Origin of the sequence: Streptomyces sp. NPDC012474 (genome assembly GCF_042955185.1) — a bacterium.
Lineage (GTDB): Bacteria > Actinomycetota > Actinomycetes > Streptomycetales > Streptomycetaceae > Streptomyces > Streptomyces cahuitamycinicus.
Genome location: NZ_JBIBEP010000009.1, coordinates 105,285 through 124,700, shown reverse-complemented (window position 1 = coordinate 124,700; position 19,416 = coordinate 105,285). Strand labels below are relative to the sequence as shown.

The 19,416-nt window shown below is 72.6% G+C and carries 11 protein-coding genes; 3 read left to right on the top strand and 8 right to left on the bottom strand.

All coding sequences use genetic code 11. The annotated features are described in order from the left end of the window. Positions 1-5: 5 nt before the first annotated feature. The 5 genes from nudC to ACFY9S_RS20975 form a co-directional block, all read right to left on the bottom strand. The gene (gene nudC, locus ACFY9S_RS20995; RefSeq protein ID WP_391130689.1) at positions 6-950 is read right to left on the bottom strand and encodes an NAD(+) diphosphatase; all 945 of its coding nucleotides are present in this window, start codon (positions 948-950) and stop codon (positions 6-8) included. 155 nt (positions 951-1,105) lie between these two features. Beyond that, positions 1,106-2,509 (bottom strand): dipeptidase, encoded by a 1,404-nt coding sequence (locus ACFY9S_RS20990; protein ID WP_391130686.1) that lies wholly within the window; start codon positions 2,507-2,509, stop codon positions 1,106-1,108. Positions 2,510-2,519: 10 nt separating this feature from the next. Beyond that, positions 2,520-6,077 carry a UvrD-helicase domain-containing protein gene (locus tag ACFY9S_RS20985; RefSeq protein ID WP_391130683.1) on the bottom strand — a complete coding sequence of 1,186 codons (3,558 nt, stop codon included), beginning with the start codon at positions 6,075-6,077 and terminating at the stop codon, positions 2,520-2,522. A 90-nt stretch (positions 6,078-6,167) separates the two neighbouring features. Further along, entirely contained in the window at positions 6,168-9,494 is a 3,327-nt protein-coding gene (locus ACFY9S_RS20980; protein ID WP_391130680.1) for a UvrD-helicase domain-containing protein, read from the bottom strand. Positions 9,495-9,760: 266 nt separating this feature from the next. After that, on the bottom strand, positions 9,761-10,150 hold the full coding sequence (locus ACFY9S_RS20975; RefSeq protein WP_391130679.1) for an MGMT family protein: 390 nt from the start codon (positions 10,148-10,150) through the stop codon (positions 9,761-9,763). Positions 10,151-10,336: 186 nt separating this feature from the next. Between ACFY9S_RS20975 and ACFY9S_RS20970 the strand changes: the two genes are divergently transcribed. From ACFY9S_RS20970 to ACFY9S_RS20960, 3 genes are all read left to right on the top strand, one after another. Then, complete coding sequence (locus ACFY9S_RS20970; protein WP_391130676.1) at positions 10,337-13,066, top strand: lysylphosphatidylglycerol synthase domain-containing protein; 2,730 nt, start codon at positions 10,337-10,339, stop codon at positions 13,064-13,066. A gap of 165 nt (positions 13,067-13,231) precedes the next feature. Then, complete coding sequence (locus ACFY9S_RS20965; RefSeq protein ID WP_391130674.1) at positions 13,232-14,776, top strand: alpha/beta fold hydrolase; 1,545 nt, start codon at positions 13,232-13,234, stop codon at positions 14,774-14,776. 133 nt (positions 14,777-14,909) lie between these two features. After that, positions 14,910-16,379, top strand: coding sequence for an alpha/beta fold hydrolase (locus ACFY9S_RS20960; RefSeq protein ID WP_391130671.1), 1,470 nt, complete (start codon positions 14,910-14,912; stop codon positions 16,377-16,379). Between the two features lie 71 nt (positions 16,380-16,450). On the opposite strand, the gene moeZ is transcribed toward ACFY9S_RS20960, so the two are convergent. The 3 genes from moeZ to ACFY9S_RS20945 all read right to left on the bottom strand — a co-directional run bounded on the left by moeZ (position 16,451) and on the right by ACFY9S_RS20945 (position 19,389). After that, the gene (gene moeZ / locus ACFY9S_RS20955; protein ID WP_102909341.1) at positions 16,451-17,629 is read right to left on the bottom strand and encodes an adenylyltransferase/sulfurtransferase MoeZ; all 1,179 of its coding nucleotides are present in this window, start codon (positions 17,627-17,629) and stop codon (positions 16,451-16,453) included. Between the two features lie 63 nt (positions 17,630-17,692). Beyond that, entirely contained in the window at positions 17,693-18,442 is a 750-nt protein-coding gene (locus ACFY9S_RS20950) for a spherulation-specific family 4 protein (protein WP_391130668.1), read from the bottom strand. Continuing rightward, positions 18,430-19,389, bottom strand: coding sequence for an NAD-dependent epimerase/dehydratase family protein (locus ACFY9S_RS20945; RefSeq protein ID WP_391130665.1), 960 nt, complete (start codon positions 19,387-19,389; stop codon positions 18,430-18,432). Before ACFY9S_RS20945 ends, ACFY9S_RS20950 begins: the two co-directional genes overlap by 13 nt. Positions 19,390-19,416: the final 27 nt, after the last annotated feature.

Here is a 19,416-nt window from a genome sequence, read left to right as displayed (position 1 = left end):
CCCTGTCAGGCGGCGCTCCGGGTCGGGAGCGGCTTGCCGTACCAGAGCTCGATCAGGCGGGCCGCGATGGAGATGCCGTAAGGCGGAAGCACCTCGCCGGACTCGAAGGCGGCGCGCAGCTCGTCACGGGAGAACCAGCGGGCCTCGTGGATCTCGTCGCCGTCGACGTCGATCTCGGTGGAGGTGGCGCGGGCCATGAAGCCCAGCATGAGGCTGGACGGGAAGGGCCAGGGCTGACTGGCGACGTACTCGACCTGGCCGACGCTGATGCCGACCTCCTCGTGGACCTCGCGGCGCACCGACTGCTCGATGGACTCGCCGGGCTCGACGAAACCGGCCAGCGTCGAGAAGCGGCCCTCGGGCCAGTGGACCTGGCGGCCGAGCAGGACGCGGTCGTCCTCGTCGGTCACGGCCATGATCACGGCGGGGTCCGTGCGCGGGTAGTGCTCCGCGCCGCAGGCCTGGCAGCGGCGGATGTGTCCGGCGGCGGCGATGACGGTGCGTTCGCCGCAGCGCGAGCAGAAGCGGTGCGTGCGCTGCCAGTTCTCCAAGCCGACCGCGTGCACCATCAGGCCCACGTCGCGGGGCGACAGCAGCGCGCCCGCCTCGCGCAGGCCCGCCGGACGCGCGGACTGGTCCATGCGCCCGGGCAGGGAGTCCTTCTGGAGGGCGAAGTAGCTGACGCCGTCCTCGTCGATGCCGAGGAAGTAGCGGTGCGCTTCGGTGAGGGGGGCCTCGAAGGAGGGGGTCATGACGATCTCGGTGCGCTCGTCGGCCGTCTCGTCGATGAGGACCTGTCCGCCGGAGACCACGAAGCAGCGCGTCGTGGGGTGGCTCCACGCCGCCGCGAGCCAGGCCTCGTCGAGCCGGTGGTGGGCGGCCCGGTCGATGCCGCTCGGGGCGGTGAGCGAGATGGGACGGTCGGCGTTGTGCTCGGTCCAGGTGGTCACGGGTGCTTCCAACTCCCCGGTGGAACGGTCGGGTTCGGCGGGCGGTTCAGCGGGACGTACGGCGGGAGGCGACCGGGTGCGGCGGGCTCGCGCGGTGCGGGGCGGCGCTTCCAGGGTGCCCCGCGCGCGTGCCCGGTCCGGACGGAACAGGGCACTCAGGGCGCATGGCGCCAGTTCTCGGCGAGGTCACCCCACAGATACGCAGTGGCCTCGACGCCCTTGAGGAGCAGGTCGAGTTCGACTTTCTCGTTCGGGGCGTGCCAGCCGTCCGAGGGGACGGAGATACCGAGGAACAGCACCGGGGCGCCGAGGACGTCCTGGAGATCCGCCGCCGGCCCGGAGCCGCCCTCGCGCGTGAAGCGGACCGGCTTCCCGAAGGCCCGGCCCATGGCGCGGGTGACCGACCGGAGGGCCGGGTGGTCCAGGGGCGTCAGGCACGGGCGCGTGGCCCCGCTGAACGTGATGTCGCAGCGGATCCCGGGCGGCACCTGCTGCTCGGTCCAGGCGTGGACGGCCTTCTCCACCTGGCCGGGCTCCTGGCCGGCCACCAGGCGGAAGGAGAGCTTCACCATGGCGGAGGAGGGGACGATCGTCTTGCTGCCGGGGCCCTGGTAGCCACCGCCGATGCCGTTGACCTCCGCGGTGGGGCGGGCCCAGACCCGCTCCAGGGTCGTGTAACCGGCCTCCCCCTCGGCCGCGTAGGACTTCGCCGTGCGCAGCCACTGCTGCTCGTCGAAGGGCAGCTCGGCGAGGAGTTCACGCTCGCGGTCGGTGAGCTCGACCACGCCGTCGTAGAAGCCCGGGATCACCACCCGCGCGTGCTCGTCGTGCAGGGCGGCGACCAGGCGGGCGGCGGCCGTCGCCGGGTTGGGCACGGCGCCGCCGAACGAGCCGGAGTGGATGTCCTGGTCGGGACCGTGCAGGCGTATCTCGCATTCGGCGAGGCCGCGCATGCCGGTGCACACCGTGGGGGTGTCCTCGGACCACATGCCGGTGTCGGAGACGATCACGGCGTCGGCGGCGAGCCGCTGGGCGTGCTGCTCGACCAGGGCGCGGAAGTGCGGCGAGCCGGACTCCTCCTCGCCCTCGACGATCAGCTTCAGGTGCACGGCCGGGGTGCTGCGGCCGGTGGCGGCGAGGTGGGCACGGACGCCGAGGGTGTGGAAGAACACCTGGCCCTTGTCGTCGGCCGCCCCGCGCGCGTAGAGGCGGTTCTCGCGCACGACCGGCTCGAAGGGTTCGCTGTCCCAGCCGTCCTCCCGTGCGGCGGGCTGGACGTCGTGGTGACCGTAGACCAGCACGGTGGGTGCCTGCGGGTCCTCGCAGGGCCACTCGGCGAAGACGGCGGGCGCGCCCGGGGTCTGCCAGACCTCGGCCGTCGGGAAGCCGGTCTCCTTCAGCTTGGCGGCGAGCCAGTCGGCGCTGCGTCGTACGTCGGGCGCGTGGTCCGGCTGGGCGGACACCGACGGGATGCGCAGCCACTCGGCGAGGTCGTCGAGGAAGGCGGCGCGGTGCTGCTGGATGTACGTACGGACGACGCTGTCCGGGGTCTGGCTCATGGTCACGAGCCTATCGGCCCGCACGGACGTCCTCGGAGTGCGGTTCCTCACCGAGCTCCCCGTCCGACGGCTCGTCCAGGAGCAGCCGCTCCAGTGCGGCCCGGCCGGGCAGGTCCCGCAGACGTACGGCCTCCCCGCTGCGCACGTACAGGAACGTGGCCGTGACCGACTCCGGGGGCACGCCCTGCTGCTCGGCCCAGGCCAGCCGGTAGACGGCGAGCTGGAGCGGGTCGGCGGTACGGGAGCGGCTGGTCTTCCAGTCGACGATCTCGTACGTCGCGTCCTCCCCGTCGCCCTCCTTGTAGACGGCGTCGATGCGGCCCCGGACGATCCGGCCGCCGATCGCGAGCTGGACGGGGGCCTCCACCCGGTGGGGCGTACGGCGTGCGTACTCGGTGTGCTCGAAGGCCTCCTTGAGCGCCTCCAGGTCCCGCTCGTCGGCGATCTCGGCGTCGGCGCCGGGCAGTTCCTCCGGCTCCAGCATGGGCAGCGTGAGCTCATCGAAGCGTGCCTCGACCCAGGCGTGGAAACGGGTGCCGCGGCGCGCGGCGGGCTGGGGCGGGCGCGGCATGGGGCGGGCCAGCTCCTGGGCGAAGCCGTCCGGGTCGGCGGCCAGGTGCATCAGCTGGGAGGCCGTGAGCGACGCGGGCAGGGGCACCTCGGTGACGCTGTCGCGGGCGCGCAGGAGCTCTCCGGTCAGGGCGTCGAGGTCGCGGTCCCAGGAGGCGACGGCGCGGGCTTCCTCCGGGGTGAGGCGCGGATGTTCCCGGCTCCGGGGTCCGGGGTGCCCCGGGGCCTCGGGGAAGGCGTGGGTGGCCGGAGGCTCCGGCGAGGTCGCCTGGTGGGGGACGGTGGGGCGGATCGCGGGCGGGGCGTCTCCGTTCGCCGGGTCCTCGCCGGAGGCCTCTTCGAAGGGCTCCGTGCCGAAGGGGACATCGTCGAACGGTGCCTCGTCGAACGGGTCCGGCTCGTCGTACGGGGGCTCGTCGTCCTCGGGCGGCGGGGGCCACTCGGGGTCGTCGAGGGCGTCGGGGTCGTGCGTGGCTGGGTGCCCGTCCTCGTGGGACGCGAGGTTCTCCAGGTGGGCCAGGACGGTCTCGGCTGCCGCGCGGCGGCGTGCCAGGGCCGCCGCGTCCAGGGGCAGGGGCCACACCTGGTCGGCCGTCGCCCGGTGCAGGGCCGGGTTCTCCTCGTCGTCGGCGGGTTCCTCCGCCCAGGCCTCGATCTCGCCGTACCCGGCCTCGCAGTGCTCGTACAGGGCCTGGAGGAACGCGGACGGCCCGCGGCGCTTCTTCTGGGTGGGCCCCCACCAGTGGCCGGAGCCCAGGAGGAGCGAGCGGGGGCGGGTGAAGGTGACGTAGCCGAGGCGGAGTTCCTCGGTGTGCTGGTGGTCCTTCATGGCCTCGTGGAAGGCCTTCAGGCCTCTGGCGTCCCAGGACATGACGTCGGGCAGGGTGTCGGCGTCGCCGCGCAGCCCGTGCGGCAGGACCTTGCCCTGGGAGGTCCACTTCTCGCGGCCCTGGCTGCTGGGGAAGGTGCCGGTGACCAGGCCGGGGACGACCACGACGTCCCACTCCAGGCCTTTGGACTTGTGGGCGGTGAGCACCTTGACGGTGTTCTCGCCGCCCGGCAGGGCGTTGTCGAGCCCCTTCTCGTACTGGGCGGCGGTGCGCAGGAAGCCGAGGAAGGCGAGCAGGGTCGCCTCGTTGTCGCCGGCGGCGAAGGAGGCGGCGACGTCCAGGAAGTTGGACAGGGTCTCGCGGCGGCGGGCTGCCAGGGCGTGCGGGGACGCCGACAGCTCGACCTCCAGGCCGGTGACGGCCAGGACGCGGTGCAGGACGTCCATCAGCGGGTCGGCCAGGGAGCGGCGCAGCTCGCGCAGCTCGGTGGCCAGCCGGGCGAAGCGCACGCGCGCGTCGGGCGAGAACGGCAGTCCGTCGTCGTCACCGCGGCCGGCCAGTGGTGTCTCCAGGAACGTGTCGAGGGCGTCCGCGAGGGAGATCACCTCGGACGGGTCGACCCCCTCGACGGCCTCGGCGAGACGGCGGTCCCGGTCGTCGTCGTCCGCCACGCGCGCGTGGCGGACGAGAAGCCGGGCGCGCCGCCCCAGGAGAGCGAGATCGCGGGGGCCGATGCGCCAGCGCGGGCCGGTGAGCAGGCGTACCAGCGACGCGTTGGCGCCGGGGTCCTGGAGGACCTCGCAGACGGCGACGAGGTCGGCGATCTCGGGCAGGTGCAGCAGCCCGGACAGGCCCACGACCTCGACGGGGACGTCCCGGGCGACCAGGGCGCCCTGGATCTCGGCGAAGTCGGTCGCGGTGCGGCACAGGACGGCGATCTCACCGGGTGGCGTCCCGGTCCGGACGAGGTGGGCGACGGAGTCGGCGGCCCAGTCGATCTCCTCGGCGTGGGTGCGCAGCAGGGCGCAGCGGACCATGCCGTCGCGTTCGGCGCCGGGGGCCGGGCGCAGTGCCTCCACGCCCGCGTGCAGGGCGCGCAGGGGTTCCGCGAGGCCGTTGGCGAGGTCGAGGAGGCGGCCGCCGCTGCGGCGGTTCTCGCTGAGGGCCTGGCGGGTCGCGGGACGGCCGTCGGCCTGGGCGAAGTGCTCGGGGAAGTCGTCGAGGTTGGCGACGGAGGCGCCGCGCCAGCCGTAGATCGCCTGGCAGGGGTCGCCGACGGCGGTGACGGGGTGGCCGGTGCCCTCACCGAACAGGCCCGCCAGGAGGACGCGTTGGGCGACCGAGGTGTCCTGGTACTCGTCGAGCAGGACCACCCGGAACTCGTCGCGCAGGACGCGGCCCACCTCGGGGATGACGGCGAGCCGGGCCGACAGGGCGATCTGGTCGCCGAAGTCGAGCAGGTCCCGTTCGCGTTTGGCGGCCCGGTAGCGGGTGACCAGCTCGGCGAGTTCACGCCGGGCGGCGGCCGCCTCGGGGACCTTGCGCAGGTCGGCGTTGCTGAGCTTGGCGCCCCGCAGGGTCAGCAGCAGTTCGGCGTCGTACGCGCGCAGTGCCTCCGGGCGTACGAGGTGCTCGGCGAGTTCGGCGTCGAGGGCGAGGAGGTCGCCGACCAGGTCCGGAAAGGAACGGGTCAGGGCCGGGTAGGGCCCTGGGGCCTCGCGCAGGACGCGCGCGGCGAGCTGGAAGCGGGTGGCGTCGGCGAGCAGGCGGGAGGTGGGCTCCAGGCCGATGCGCAGGCCGTGGTCGGTCAGGAGGCGGCCCGCGAAGGCGTGGTACGTGGAGATCACCGGCTCGCCCGGCGGGTTGTCCGGGTCGATGGCGTCCGGGTCGGTGACGCCGGCCCTGACGAGCGCCTTGCGGACGCGCTCGGCGAGTTCGGCGGCGGCCTTGTTGGTGAAGGTGAGGCCGAGCACCTGCTCGGGTGCGACCTGGCCGGTGCCGACCAGCCACACCACACGGGCAGCCATCACCGTCGTCTTGCCCGAGCCGGCTCCGGCCACGATCACCTGCGGGGCGGGCGGCGCGGTGATGCAGGCCGTCTGCTCCGGGGTGAAGGGGATGCCGAGGAGCTCCTTGAGCTGTTCGGGATCGGTGATACGGGCGGGCACATCGAAAGGCTATCGGCGGCCACTGACAGTGGTGACCGAACGGGCCTCGGGGGAGGCGGAAGCGCAGGTCAGCACATGTGGTGCGATAGCTCACTCGACGACGTGACGTCCCTCCTGCCGGGCGCTGCACGAGGCCCGGAACGCGCAGTGCGTGCAGTGCTGCCCGGCGGTCGGCGTGAACCGTTCGTCGAGGACCTTGCCGGCCGCGGTGGCGAGCAGGTCGCCGACCCACTCCCCCTCCAGCGGCTCCTGGGCCTGCACCTTGGGCAGGCTCTCGCCGCCGTCGCGTTTGGCGGCTGCCTGCCGGAGGTGGACGAGTTCGGCGCCGCCCGGCTCGGGACGCACGCCGTCGAACGCCTCGTCGACGGCGCCCTCGCGGACGGCCAGCTGGTAGACGGCGAGCTGCGGGTGGCGCTCCACTTCCTTGGAACCGGGCGCCTGCTTGCCGGTCTTGAAGTCGACCACGTAGGCGCGGCCGTCGCCGTCCGCCTCGACCCGGTCCATCTGGCCGCGGACGCGCACCTGGTAGTCGCCCGCTTCGATGGTGACGTCGAAGTCGTGCTCGCTGGCCACCGGGGTGCGCCCGGTGCGGTTCATGACGTGCCACTGCAGGAACCGTTCGAGCGCCACGCGCGCGTTGTCCTTCTCCTGGGCCGACTTCCACGGCGCGTCGAAGGCCAGCGCGTTCCACACGGAGTCGAGGCGTTCCATGAGGACCCCGAGGTCGGCCGGGGTGTGTCCGGAGGCGACCTCGTCGGCGAGGACGTGCACCACGTTGCCGAAGCCCTGGGCGGCCGTAGCGGGCGCGTCGGCCTTCACCTCGCGGCCCAGGAACCACTGCAGGGCACAGGTGTTGGCGAGCTGGTCGAGGGCGCTTCCGGAGAGGACGACCGGCTGGTCGCGGTCGCGCAGCGGCACCTTGGACTCGGTCGGCTCGAACATCCCCCACCAGCGGTAGGGGTGCGCGGACGGCACCAGGGGGCGGCCGTCCTCGTCGGCGAGGGCGGCGAGCCGGGCCAGACGGCGGGCGGCGGCCTCCCGGAGGGCGTCGGACACCCGCGGGTCGACCGTGGTGGCCCGCAGTTCGGCGACGAGTGCCGCGACGGCCAGAGGGCGGCGCGGGCGGCCTGTGACGTCCTTGGGTTCGACGCCGAGCTCGGTCAGGAAGCGGGAGGGCTGGTCACCGTCGTCCGCGGGGGCCTTGACCGCGGTGACGACGAGGCGCTCCCTCGCGCGCGTGGCGGCCACGTAGAACAGGCGGCGCTCCTCGGCGAGCAGCGCACCGGGGGTGAGGGGTTCGGCGAGCCCGTCACGGCCGATGCGGTCGGCCTCCAGGAGCGAGCCGCGGCGGCGCAGGTCCGGCCACAGGCCCTCCTGGACCCCTGCCACGACCACGAGGCGCCACTCCAGGCCCTTGGAGCGGTGCGCGGTCATCAGGCGGACGGCGTCGGGGCGTACGGTGCGCCGCGCGAGGGTGTCGGCGGCGATGTCCTCGGCGTCGATCTCCTCCAGGAAGTTCAGGGTGCCCCGGCCGCCGGTGCGTTCCTCGGCGCGGGCCGCGGTGGCGAACAGGGCGCAGACGGCGTCCAGGTCGCGGTCCGCGTTGCGCCCGGCGGCGCCGCCTCGGCGAGCGGCCCGCTCCAGCCGTGTGGGCCACGGCGTGCCCTCCCAGAGGTCCCACAGCGCCTCTTCGGCCGTACCGCCGCCGGCCAGGCGCTCGCGGGCCTTGCGCAGCAGCGCGCCGAGGCGCTGGGCGCCGCGCGCGTACGCGGGGTCGTGCACGGCAAGGCGCTCCGGCTCGGAGAGTGCCTGCGCGAGCAGCACGTCGGAGGGCGGCGGCAGCGGGTTGCCGGCGGCCCGTTCCTCGTCGCGCAGGGCGCGGCCGAGGCGGCGCAGGTCGGCCGCGTCCATGCTCGCGAGGGGGGAGGTCAGGAGGGAGAGGGCGGTCTCGGTGTCGAGCCAGGAGGCGGTCGGCTCCGCGTCAGGAGCGTCGGACGCCGTGTCCCTTTCAGCAGCCCCGGCGGCCTCCGCCAGGGCCACCGCCCGCAACGCCGTCAGCAGCGGTGCCACCGCCGGTTCGTGCCGCAGCGGCACGTCGTCCCCGTCGCCGTCGACGGGGACGCCCGCCGCGGTGAGGGCACGGCGGACCGTGGGGATCGTGCGGGAGCCGGCGCGCACCAGGACGGCCATGTCCCGCCACGGGACGCCGTCCTCCAGGTGGGCCCTGCGGAGGATGTCGGCGATGTTGTCCAGCTCCGTCCCGGACGTCGGGTACGTGTACGCCTCGACGCGTCCGCCGTCCCGTACGGGGGCGAGTTCGCGATGGGCGCGCACCTTCTCGGCGGGCAGCCGGGTCAGCGGCATGCGCTGGGTGAGCAGCCGGGTGGCCGCCAGCAGGCCGGCCCCGGAGCGGCGGGACGTGCGCAGCACGGTGACGGGGGCCGGGCGGCCGTCCGCGCGCGGGAAGGCGTGCGGGAAGTCCAGGATGCCGTTCACGTCGGCCCCGCGGAACGCGTAGATCGACTGGTCGGGATCGCCGAAGGCCACGAGCGTGCGGCCGCCTCCGGCGAGGGCGTCCAGCAGCCGCACCTGGGCGGGGTCCGTGTCCTGGTACTCGTCGACGTAGACGGCGTCGTACCGGGCGGAGAGCCGTGCCGCGACCTCCGGGCGGTGGGCGAGGAGCACCGCGCGGTGGACGAGTTCCGCGTAGTCGATCACGCCCTGCAGGTCGAGCACGTCGAGGTACTCGGCGAGGAAGGCGGCCGCGGCGCGCCAGTCGGGCCGTCCCGTGCGGTGGGCGAAAGCGTCCAGGGCCTCGGGCCCAAGGCCCAGTTCACGGCTGCGGGCGAGGACCGCGCGGACCTCGTCGGCGAAACCGCGGGTGGTCAGGCAGGCGCGCAGTTCGTCAGGCCAGCGCACGTGCGCGAGCCCGAGCTGCTCCAGATCCACCTGGCCGGCGAGCAGCTCGCGCACCGAGACGTCCTGCTCGGGGCCGGACAGCAGCCGCAACGGCTCGACGAACAGGGCGCTGTCCTGGTGGGCGCGGACCAGGGCATAGCAGAACGAGTGGAAGGTGGTCGCCTGGGGAGCGCGGGCGGCCCCGGCCCGCTGGGCCATGCGGTCGCGCAGCTCGACGGCCGCCCGGCGGCTGAAGGTGAGGACCAGGACGCGCTCGGGGTCCCCGCCGCGGGCCACTCGCTCGGCCACGGACTCGACGAGGGTGGTCGTCTTGCCGGTGCCCGGACCTGCGAGGACGAGGAGCGGGCCCGCCGCGTGGTCAACCACGGAGCGCTGCGAGGCGTCCAGAAGAGGAGGGTCCATGCTGGCAGGGGGGGTACGTACCAGTCGGTAAGCGCCACGGTTCCCCCGCCGCACCCAGGGGTGCGACAGGTCGCTGGTGGAGGAAGAGGAGCTCACGTGGTTCGCCGGTTCTGGTGGAAGTGCTGGTTGGCGGGCCACCGCGCGTGGCGGGCGGTGACCGCGGGGTGACGGGGGCACGCGCAGCCGACGCTACGCCGACGAGTGAGGCGGAAGGAGGGCTTCCCCTTCTTCCCACCGGCCACTCACGGAACTCGCGGCACTCGCACCTCTCGACTCACGAACGTACGTCATGCCGCCGGTGTGCCCCGATTCGCCCATACGGATCACGAGTCACACAGGAGGCCGTCCGATGGCGGAAGCTGTCAGGTGTGACCCTCCGCGCGATCACCGCCGTCCCACCGCGCCCGTCTCATGTCGATGCGCGGCAGGTGGCCCTCGGCGGCGCGGCTCGCCTCCCTCAACGGCGTGCCCTCCGCCCGGTAGTGTCCGAGCGCCCGTTGTTCGTGCCCCGGCAGCAGGGCGCCGTCCGCGCGGACGACCCGCCACCACGGGGAGGCTCCCCCGTAGAGCGCCATCACCCGGCCGACCTGCCGCGGGCCACCCTGCTCCAGCCACTCGGCGACGTCCCCGTAAGTCATGACACGGCCCGGCGGGATCAGTTCGGCGACGTCGAGGACCCGCTCGGCGTAGTCGGGCAGCGCTTGCGCGGGCTCGTCCTGGTACCGGCCCCCCTCAGGGCTCTGCTCACTCATCCGCCCCATCCTGCCCCACCCCACCGACAACGGGCCGGGCGTGCTCCCGAGCGTTTCCCTCGCCCGGCAGGAGCGCGTCGGGCAGACTGTCCGACCCCGCATGTGCACCCTGATTGCCCCGTGTGCCGGTGCGGCATGCCACCATCGTGCGGGCGGTGACCGGTGATACGAGACCAAGAAGAGACCATGAAGCAGCAGGGTGCGCACCCCGAGGGCACGGAAGGCACCTCTGACGCTTCGTCGCGCCCGGGCACTGCGGACGACGGTCCGAAGGGGCCCGCGAAGAAGAACCGCGCGGCCGCCGAAGAGCCCGATTTCGCGCACATCGACGAGGTGGAGGGCGACGAACCGCTGCTCCCCGCGCGCGTGCACCGCCCTTCCGACCTGATGCGCCTGCTGGTGGGCGTGCTCGCCGTCGCGATCCTGATCGGGATCGCCGCGTTCGCGCACGGCACCACCTCGGGCCTCGAGCAGGACATCAACAAGGGCACGGGGCAGGCGCCCGACCTGCTCATCAAGATCGCAGGACTGGCCTCCAGCATCGCGATCCTGCTGGTGCCCGTCGCCTTCGCCATCGAGCGGCTGATCAAACGGGACGGACTGCGCATCGCCGACGGTGTGCTCGCGGCGGTCCTGGCACACGGTGTGACCCTCGCCACCGATCTGTGGGTCGCCCGGGCCGCCCCCGACTCGATCCAGGAGGCGCTCACCCAGCCCTCCCCCGGCGACATCCACGCGCTGACCGATCCCGTGCACGGTTATCTGGCCCCGGTCATCGCCTACATGACGGCCGTCGGCATGTCGCGCAGACCGCGATGGCGCGCGGTGCTGTGGGTCGTGCTGCTCCTCGACGCCTTCTCGATGCTCGTCACCGGGTACACGACCCCGTTCTCGATCATCCTGACCGTGCTGATCGGCTGGACCGTGGCCTACGGCACGCTGTACGCGGTCGGCTCGCCCAACGTCCGGCCCACCGGGCAGACGCTGATGGCCGGTCTGCGGACCGTCGGCTTCCGCCCCGTCAACGCCTCCCGCGAGGACACCTCGGACAACCCGGACACCGGGGACCGCGGCCGGCGCTACTTCGTCACGCTCGAGGACGGCCCGCCCCTGGACGTGACGGTGGTCGACCGGGAGCAGCAGGCCCAGGGCTTCTTCTACCGCGCCTGGCGCAACCTCACCCTGCGCGGCTTCGCCACCCGCAGCAGCCTCCAGTCGCTGCGGCAGGCCCTGGAGCAGGAGGCCCTGCTGGCGTACGCGGCGATCGCGGCCGGCGCCAACGCGCCCAAGCTGATCGCCACCTCCGAGCTCGGTCCCGACGCGGTGATGCTCGTCTACGAGCACAGCGGCGGACGCACCCTCGACTCGCTGCCGGACGAGGAGATCACCGACGACCTGCTGCGCGACACCTGGCATCAGGTGAAGGCCCTGCAGTCGCGGCGTATCGCGCATCGCAGGCTGGTGGGCGACGCGATCCTGGTGGATCGTTCCGGCATGGTGATCCTCACCGACCTGCGCGTCGGCGAGATCGCGGCCGGTGATCTGCTGCTGCGCATGGACACCTCCCAACTGCTGGTGACGCTCGGCCTCCGGGTGGGCGCCGAGCGGGCGGTCGCCTCGGCGGTGGGCGTGCTCGGTCCGGACGCGGTGGCCGACTGCCTGCCGATGCTCCAGCCCATCGCGCTCAGCCGCTCCACGCGCGCGACGCTGCGCAGACTGGCCCGGGAGCGGGCACAGCGCGAGCGCGACGCGGTCCTGGAGGCGTCCCGGCAGGCCAAGCTGGCCCGTGTGGAAGGGGACACGGAGGAATCCGTGCCCGTCCTGGAGAAGCCCGACAAGAAGGCCGTACGGGCGGAGCAGCGCGCCGAGAAGCGGGCGATCGACGAGGCCCTGGAGGAGGCGCGCGAGGAGGACCTGCTCACGCAGATCCGGCACGCGGTGCTGCGGATCAGGCCACAAGCACCCGTCGAGCCGGCCCGGCTGGAGCGGGTGCGTCCACGCACGCTGATGAGTTTCATGGCCGGCGCGATCGGCGCCTACTTCCTGCTGACGCAGCTGACGCACATCGAGTTCGGGCCACTCATCGCGAACGCCGAGTGGGGCTGGGTCGCCGCGGCCGTGCTGTTCTCGATGTGCAGCTATGTGGCGGCGGCGATGGCGCTGCTGGGGTTCGTGCCCGAGCGGGTGCCGTTCGTACGGACCGTGGCGGCGCAGGTCGCCGGTTCGTTCGTGAAGATCGTCGCCCCGGCGGCGGTGGGCGGTGTCGCCCTCAACACGCGCTTCCTCCAGCGCGCGGGAGTGCGGCCGGGGCTCGCGGTGGCGAGTGTCGGCGCGTCGCAGCTGTTCGGACTCGGCTGTCACATCCTGATGCTGCTGTCCTTCGGCTACCTGACCGGCACCGAGAAGACGCCGTCGCTGTCGCCCTCCCGGACGGTCATCGCCGGCCTGCTGACGGTGGCGGTGCTCGTGCTCGTGGTGACGTCGGTGCCGTTCCTGCGCAAGTTCGTCGCCACGCGCGTGCGGTCGCTGTTCGCGGGTGTCGTGCCGCGCATGCTGGACGTGCTGCAGCGGCCGCAGAAGCTGGTCACCGGCATCGGCGGCATGCTGCTGCTGACCGCCTGCTTCGTGATGTGCCTGGACGCGTCGATCCGCGCGTTCGGAGACGAGTCCACGTCGATCAGCCTCGCCAGCGTCGCCGTCGTCTTCCTCGCGGGCAACGCCCTGGGGTCGGCGGCGCCGACGCCGGGCGGTGTGGGGGCGGTCGAGGCGACACTGACGGTCGGTCTGATCGCCGTCGGGCTCCCGAAGGAGGTCGCGGCACCGGCGGTCCTGCTGTTCCGCCTGCTGACGCTGTGGCTGCCCGTGCTGCCCGGTTGGCTGGCCTTCAACCACCTCACCCGCAAGCAGGCCCTCTGACCCGACCGGGCCGGCAGGCCCTCTGACCGGCCTGGCCGGAGGCACGCCCTCCACATGGTCGGCCCGGCAAGCAGGCCCTTTGGCCCTGACCGACCCTCCTGCCCCTCTTACCTCGTACGGCACGCGTCCCGCGCGCCCCGTTCGGTACCGCCGCAGGATGGAAACATGCCATCCGTCCTCCCGCCGCGGGCCGCCGCCCTGACCGTCTCCGCCGTGCTGCTGTCCACCCTGCTGGCGGGGTGCGGCAACGACGCCCAGGACGAGGACCTCACACGCCAGGAACTGAGCTGGAAGGCCTGCCCGGCCCCGGACGAGGCCCAGGGCGGAGGCGCCCCGCCCTCTCCCCTGCCGGACGACGGCGAGTGGCAGTGCGCCACCATGAGGGCCCCGCTCGACTGGGGCGACCCTGAGGGCGACACGATCGGCCTCGAACTGATCCGGGTCAGGACGACCGGCACCGAGAACGAACGCATCGGCTCGCTCATCTTCAACTTCGGCGGCCCCGGCGGCTCCGGCGTCACCTCGCTGCCCGCCTTCGCGGAGGGCTACGCCACCTTGCGCACCCGCTACGACCTGGTCAGCTTCGACCCGCGCGGGGTCGGTCGCAGCGACCCCGTGATCTGCGCGAACGACCAGCAGCTCGACGCCTACTTCCAGCAGGACGCCACCCCCGACGACGCCGCCGAACGCACCGAGCTCGTGGAGAACACCAAGGAGTTCAACGACGCCTGCGAGCAGAACTCGGAGCAGATCCTGCCGCACGTGCGCACCACCGACGCGGCGCGCGACCTGGACCTGATGCGCCAGGTCCTCGGCGACGACAGGCTGCACTACTTCGGCATCTCCTACGGCACCGAACTGGGCGGCGTCTACGCCCACCTGTTCCCCAAGCGGGTCGGCCGGGCGGTGTTCGACGCCGTCGTCGACCCCACGCAGGACTCCGAGCAGGGATCGCTGGGGCAGGCCAAGGGCTTCCAGCTCGCGCTCGACAACTTCGCCGAGGACTGTGTGTCCAAGACCGAGGAGTGCCCGATCGGCGACAGCGCGCAGGACGTCAAGGACCGCATCGCCAGACTGCTGGACGACCTCGACCGCAAGCCGATCCAGGGCGTCTTCCCGCGCCAGCTGACCCAGACAGCGGCGACCAGCGGCATCGCGCAGGCCCTGTACTCGCAAGATTTCTGGGAGTTCCTCACCCAGGGTCTCGAAGAGGCCTACGACGGCGACGGCAGGATCCTGCTGCTGCTGTCCGACTCGATGAACGGGCGCAGCGAGAACGGCGAGTACAGCAACATCACCCCCGCCAATATCGCCATCAACTGCGCCGACGACAAACCCCGTTACGACGCCGCCTACGTGGAGCGGAAGCTGCCCGGGTTCCGGGCCGCCTCCGACCTGTTCGGCGACTACATGGCGTGGTCCATGCTCAGCTGTACGGACTGGGCCGTGGAAGGCGCCGCAGACCACCCGGACGTGAGCGCTCCGGGCGCGGCGCCCATTCTGGTCGTCGGCAACACAGGTGACCCGGCAACGCCGTACGAGGGCGCCCGGGCGATGGCGAACGCGCTGGGCAAGGGCGTCGGGGTCGAGCTGACGTACCGGGGGCAGGGGCACGGCGCGTACGACAGCAAGAACAAGTGCGTGCAGGGCGCGGTGAACGGCTATCTGCTGGACGGGAAGGTGCCGCCGACGGGGACCGTATGCACCTGACACCCCAGCGATCCGGGATATTCCCAGGTCAAAAGGTTATCCACAGGCCGAAACGGCCGACGCGGGATCTGCCTACCATGGCCTGACCGCCATCCGCGGCGAAGAGCGGACGGCCTGCGAGGGGGGATGGGCAATGACGCGCTTCGTTCGATGGACGGCTCTGGCGGCCGTCTCGGCCCTGCTGGCCGCAGGCTGCAGCGGCGGTTCGTCCGACGACGGCAGGAGCGGGCTCTCCTGGGGCCGTTGCGAGGCCACTGCCGAAGGCCCCGCGCCGAGCAGCGACTGGCAGTGCGCGACGCTGAAGGTGCCGCTGGACTGGTCGAAGCCGGACGGTGAGACGATCGGCCTGGGGCTGATCCGTGCCAAGGCTCGCGGAGACAAGCGTGTCGGGTCGCTGTTGTTCAACTTCGGCGGCCCGGGCGCCTCGGGCGTGTCCATGATGCCGTCGTACGCCCCGACCGCCTCCTCGCTCCGCGAGCGCTACGACCTGGTGAGCTGGGACCCGCGCGGCGTGGGCGCCAGCGAAGGCGTGCGGTGCCGGGGCGACAAGGAGATCCAGGCAGCCGAGTCGGTGGACGTCTCCCCCGACACCCCCGCCGAGGAGAAGGCGTACTTCGAGGACGCCGCCGACTTCGGCGAGGGCTGCCGGAAGAACGCCGGGAAGCTGATGGCGCACGTCTCGACCGCCGACTCGGCCCGCGACATGGACCGCATCCGGGAGGTCCTCGGCGACGCCAGGATGAACTACTTCGGCATCTCCTACGGCACCGAACTGGGCGGCACCTATGCCCACCTCTTCCCGAAGAAGGTCGGCCGCATGACGCTGGACGCGGTCGTCGACCCCGGCGCCGACACCGTGGGCCACGCCGAGAACCAGGCCAGGGGCTTCCAGCGCGCGCTGAACGGCTACCTGAAGTCGACGGGCCAGGACCCCGAGGAGGGCACACGCAAGATCGCGGGCCTGCTGCGGCGGATCGACGCCCGGCCTCTGACGGCGGGCACGCCCGGGCGGAAGCTCACCCAGACCCTCGCGGTCACGGGCATCATCCTGCCGCTGTACAGCAAGGACAGCTGGCCGACGCTGACCAGCGCCCTCGAAGCGGCCGAGCAGGGCGACGGCTCGGAACTCCTGGCCCTCGCCGACCGCTACAACGAACGCGATCCGTCGGGCCGCTACGGCACGACGACCCACTCCCAACGGGTCATATCGTGCCTGGACGACAGGCAGCGGCCGACGGTGGCCGAGACGAAGCGGCTGCTGCCCCGGTTCGAGAAGATCTCCCCGGTCTTCGGGACGTTCCTCGGCTGGGACACGGCCGGCTGGTGCCACGACTGGCCGGAGCCCGGGCAGCACGACACTCCGGAAGTGAACGCCCCCGGCGCGGCACCGGTCCTGGTGGTCGGCAACACCGGCGACCCGGCCACTCCGTACGAGGGCGCGCGGAGGATGGCCGACGAGCTGGGCAAGGGCGTCGGAGTGATGCTCACCTGGCGGGGCGAGGGGCATGGCGCGTACGGCAGTGGGAGCGACTGCGTCGACTCCACGGTGAACGCGTACCTGCTGGACGGCGCGGTGCCGAAGGACGGCAAGGTCTGCTCATGACGGCGGCGGGGGCTCCACGCACCCGTGGTGCGCGAAGCCCCCGCCGCTCGGAGAGGGGGGACCGGTGCGGCTCAGTACACCGGCTTGGACGGCTCGATCTGGTTGACCCAGCCGATCACGCCACCGCCGACGTGCACCGCGTCCGAGAAGCCCGCGGACTTGAGGACCGCGAGGACTTCCGCACTGCGGACACCCGTCTTGCAATGCAGGACGATCTTCTTGTCCTGCGGGAGGCTCTCCAGGGCGGTGCCCATGAGGAACTCGTTCTTCGGGATCAGCCGGGCGCCAGGGATGGCGACGATCTCGTACTCGTTCGGCTCGCGGACGTCGATGATGTCGATGCTCTCGCCGTCGTCGATCCACTCCTTGAGCTGCTTGGGAGTGATCGTGGAGTCGGCGGCCGCCGCCTGGGCCTCCTCGGAGACGACGCCGCAGAAGGCCTCGTAGTCGATGAGCTCGGTGACGGTCGGGTTCTCGCCGCAGACCGCGCAGTTCGGGTCCTTGCGGACCTTGACCTGGCGGTACTGCATCTCCAGGGCGTCGTAGATCATCAGTCGGCCGACCAGCGGGTCACCGATGCCGGCGAGGAGCTTGATGGCCTCGTTGACCTGGATGGAGCCGATGGACGCGCACAGCACGCCCAGGACGCCGCCCTCAGCGCAGGAGGGGACCATGCCGGGGGGCGGGGGCTCCGGGTACAGGCAGCGGTAGCAGGGGCCGTGCTCGGACCAGAAGACGGACGCCTGTCCGTCGAAGCGGTAGATCGAGCCCCAGACGTACGGCTTGTTCAGCAGCACGCAGGCATCGTTGACCAGGTAGCGGGTCGCGAAGTTGTCCGTGCCGTCGACGATCAGGTCGTACTGGCTGAAGATCTCCATCACGTTGTCGGCCTCGAGCCGCTCCTCGTGAAGGATCACGTCCACGTACGGGTTGATGCCCTTGACGCTGTCGCGGGCGGACTCCGCCTTGGAGCGGCCGATGTCGGCCTGGCTGTGGATGATCTGGCGCTGCAGGTTCGACTCGTCGACCTCGTCGAACTCCACGATGCCGAGGGTGCCGACGCCCGCGGCGGCCAGGTACATCAGCGCCGGCGAGCCCAGGCCGCCGGCGCCCACACACAGCACCTTGGCGTTCTTCAGCCGCTTCTGCCCGTCCATCCCGACGTCGGGGATGATCAGGTGGCGGGAGTACCTGCGGACCTCGTCTACGGTGAGCTCGGAAGCCGGCTCGACCAGGGGTGGCAGCGACACGGGGACTCCGTTGGTCGGTCAATCACTACGGTTGTTCTCCCCGTAACAGTGCCATGCCCTTTTTCATTCCGAGACACCTGTTCCGACACGCGAGACGAATTCGTCCCAGTAGCCGGGCATGGCCTCCCAGGGGTCGGCGCCCCCGTCGCCGTCCGTGTGGTCCGTGATCCAGACCGTCGCGGCTCCCTGCCAGCGCGCGATCCCCAATGCCTCGGTCAGGTGGGGGCGGGGCACGCCGTGGACGAAGTGGCAGAAACGCTCGGGCGAATGGTCTGCGGTCCACTCGGCCACCTGCGACCACCTGTAGTCGCTCCAGGGCCCGGAGAAGGTGACCAGCTGGTCGGCGAGTTCGACATAGCCGGGGTGCGGGTGGATGCCGTGACCGAGGACGATGTGGGCAGCGTCACGGATCACGCGGAGCGTGGCGACCGTGCGGCGGACCTCGGGCAGCCGGGCGTGGTCCGCCGGGCAGCGCTCCAGGAGGAAGCCGTCGACCTGGTACCAGTCGACGAACCGGTGGGCGTCCGAGATCAGCTCGCCGAAGTTGCGGGTGCCGTACCGGGTGTCGAGGCGGCCGAGGACGCGGACGCCCGCGTTGCGCAGGCGGCCGGCCGCCTCCAGGCAGTGCGGGTCGGGGCGGGCGCCGGGACCGTCGGACACGTTGAGGACCACCCAGTGCAGCGGGGTGCCGGGGCGGGTCAGCTCGCCCCACTCGGTGGGGGCGAGGAGGGGGTGCGCGTAGCCGGGGACTCCGACGCCGGGGCGGAGTTCCGTGCCCGAGGTGTGCCGCCGGGACCTGGTCAGATGCGGCATGCCGCCTCCATCCAGATGTCGGCGAGGGACTCCTCCAGGCCGATCCGGGGGCGCCATCCGAGCCGGTCGCGAGCGGTACGCACGTCGGCCTGCTGCCAGCTGCCGCAGCCGTCGGGGTACGGGTACGCGGCGGGGGGCACGTGGTCCGGGTCGGGGCGGGGGTGGCCGATGGCCGTGCGCAGGGCGCCGGGCGGGCCGTCGAGTTCATGGAGGGCGCCGCCGTATCCGGCGACCCGGGCGAGGACCGCGGCGGCGTCGCGCAGGCGCACGGCGCGGCCGGAGCCGATGTTGATGACGCCCTGCGCGGCGGAGAGTGAGGCGGCGTGGACGGCACGGGCCACGTCGCGCACGTCGACGAAGTCGCGCTGTGCGCCGAGGCCGCCGAGTTTCAGTTCGCCGTCGCCGGACTGCATGGCGCGGCGCATGGCCTCGGCGAGACGGCCCAGCGGGGAGCCGGCGGGGGTGCCGGGTCCGGCCGGTGAGAAGACGCGCAGGACGACGGCGTCCAGGCCGGAGCCGAGGACCAGCTCCGTGGCGGCGAGTTTGCTGACCCCGTACGGACCGCCGGGCCGCGGCACGGCGTCCTCGGCGGTGGAGGAACCGGGCTGGCTCGGGCCGTACTCCGCGCTGCAGCCGATCTGCACCAGCCGGGCGCCGCAGCCGCTGCGGCGCAGGGCCTCGCAGACGGTGGCCACGGCGACGGTGTTGTGGCGGGTGAGTTCGCGGGCCCCGCCGCGGGTGGCGCCGGCGCAGTTGACGACGACACCGGGGTGGACCGCGTCGAGGAAGCGGGTGAGGGCGCCGGGACTGCCGGAGGCGAGGTCGAAGCGGACGTCGGCGTCGTCACCCCGGCCGAGGGCGGTGAGCTGCACGGCCGGGTCGGCGAGCAGACGGTCGGCGACGAAGCGCCCGATGTAGCCGTTGGCTCCGATCAGCAGGACTCTCATCGCGCGGCTCCCCATGTCGCCGGGGCT

Coding starts and splice junctions, on each gene's coding strand:
- ACFY9S_RS20945 (WP_391130665.1), bottom strand. CDS start 19,389: ATGAGAGTCCTGCTGATCGGAGCCAACGGCTACATCGGGCGCTTCGTC.
- ACFY9S_RS20965 (WP_391130674.1), top strand. CDS start 13,232: ATGCCATCCGTCCTCCCGCCGCGGGCCGCCGCCCTGACCGTCTCCGCC.
- ACFY9S_RS20950 (WP_391130668.1), bottom strand. CDS start 18,442: ATGCCGCATCTGACCAGGTCCCGGCGGCACACCTCGGGCACGGAACTC.
- ACFY9S_RS20975 (WP_391130679.1), bottom strand. CDS start 10,150: ATGAGTGAGCAGAGCCCTGAGGGGGGCCGGTACCAGGACGAGCCCGCG.
- ACFY9S_RS20990 (WP_391130686.1), bottom strand. CDS start 2,509: ATGAGCCAGACCCCGGACAGCGTCGTCCGTACGTACATCCAGCAGCAC.
- ACFY9S_RS20970 (WP_391130676.1), top strand. CDS start 10,337: ATGAAGCAGCAGGGTGCGCACCCCGAGGGCACGGAAGGCACCTCTGAC.
- ACFY9S_RS20960 (WP_391130671.1), top strand. CDS start 14,910: ATGACGCGCTTCGTTCGATGGACGGCTCTGGCGGCCGTCTCGGCCCTG.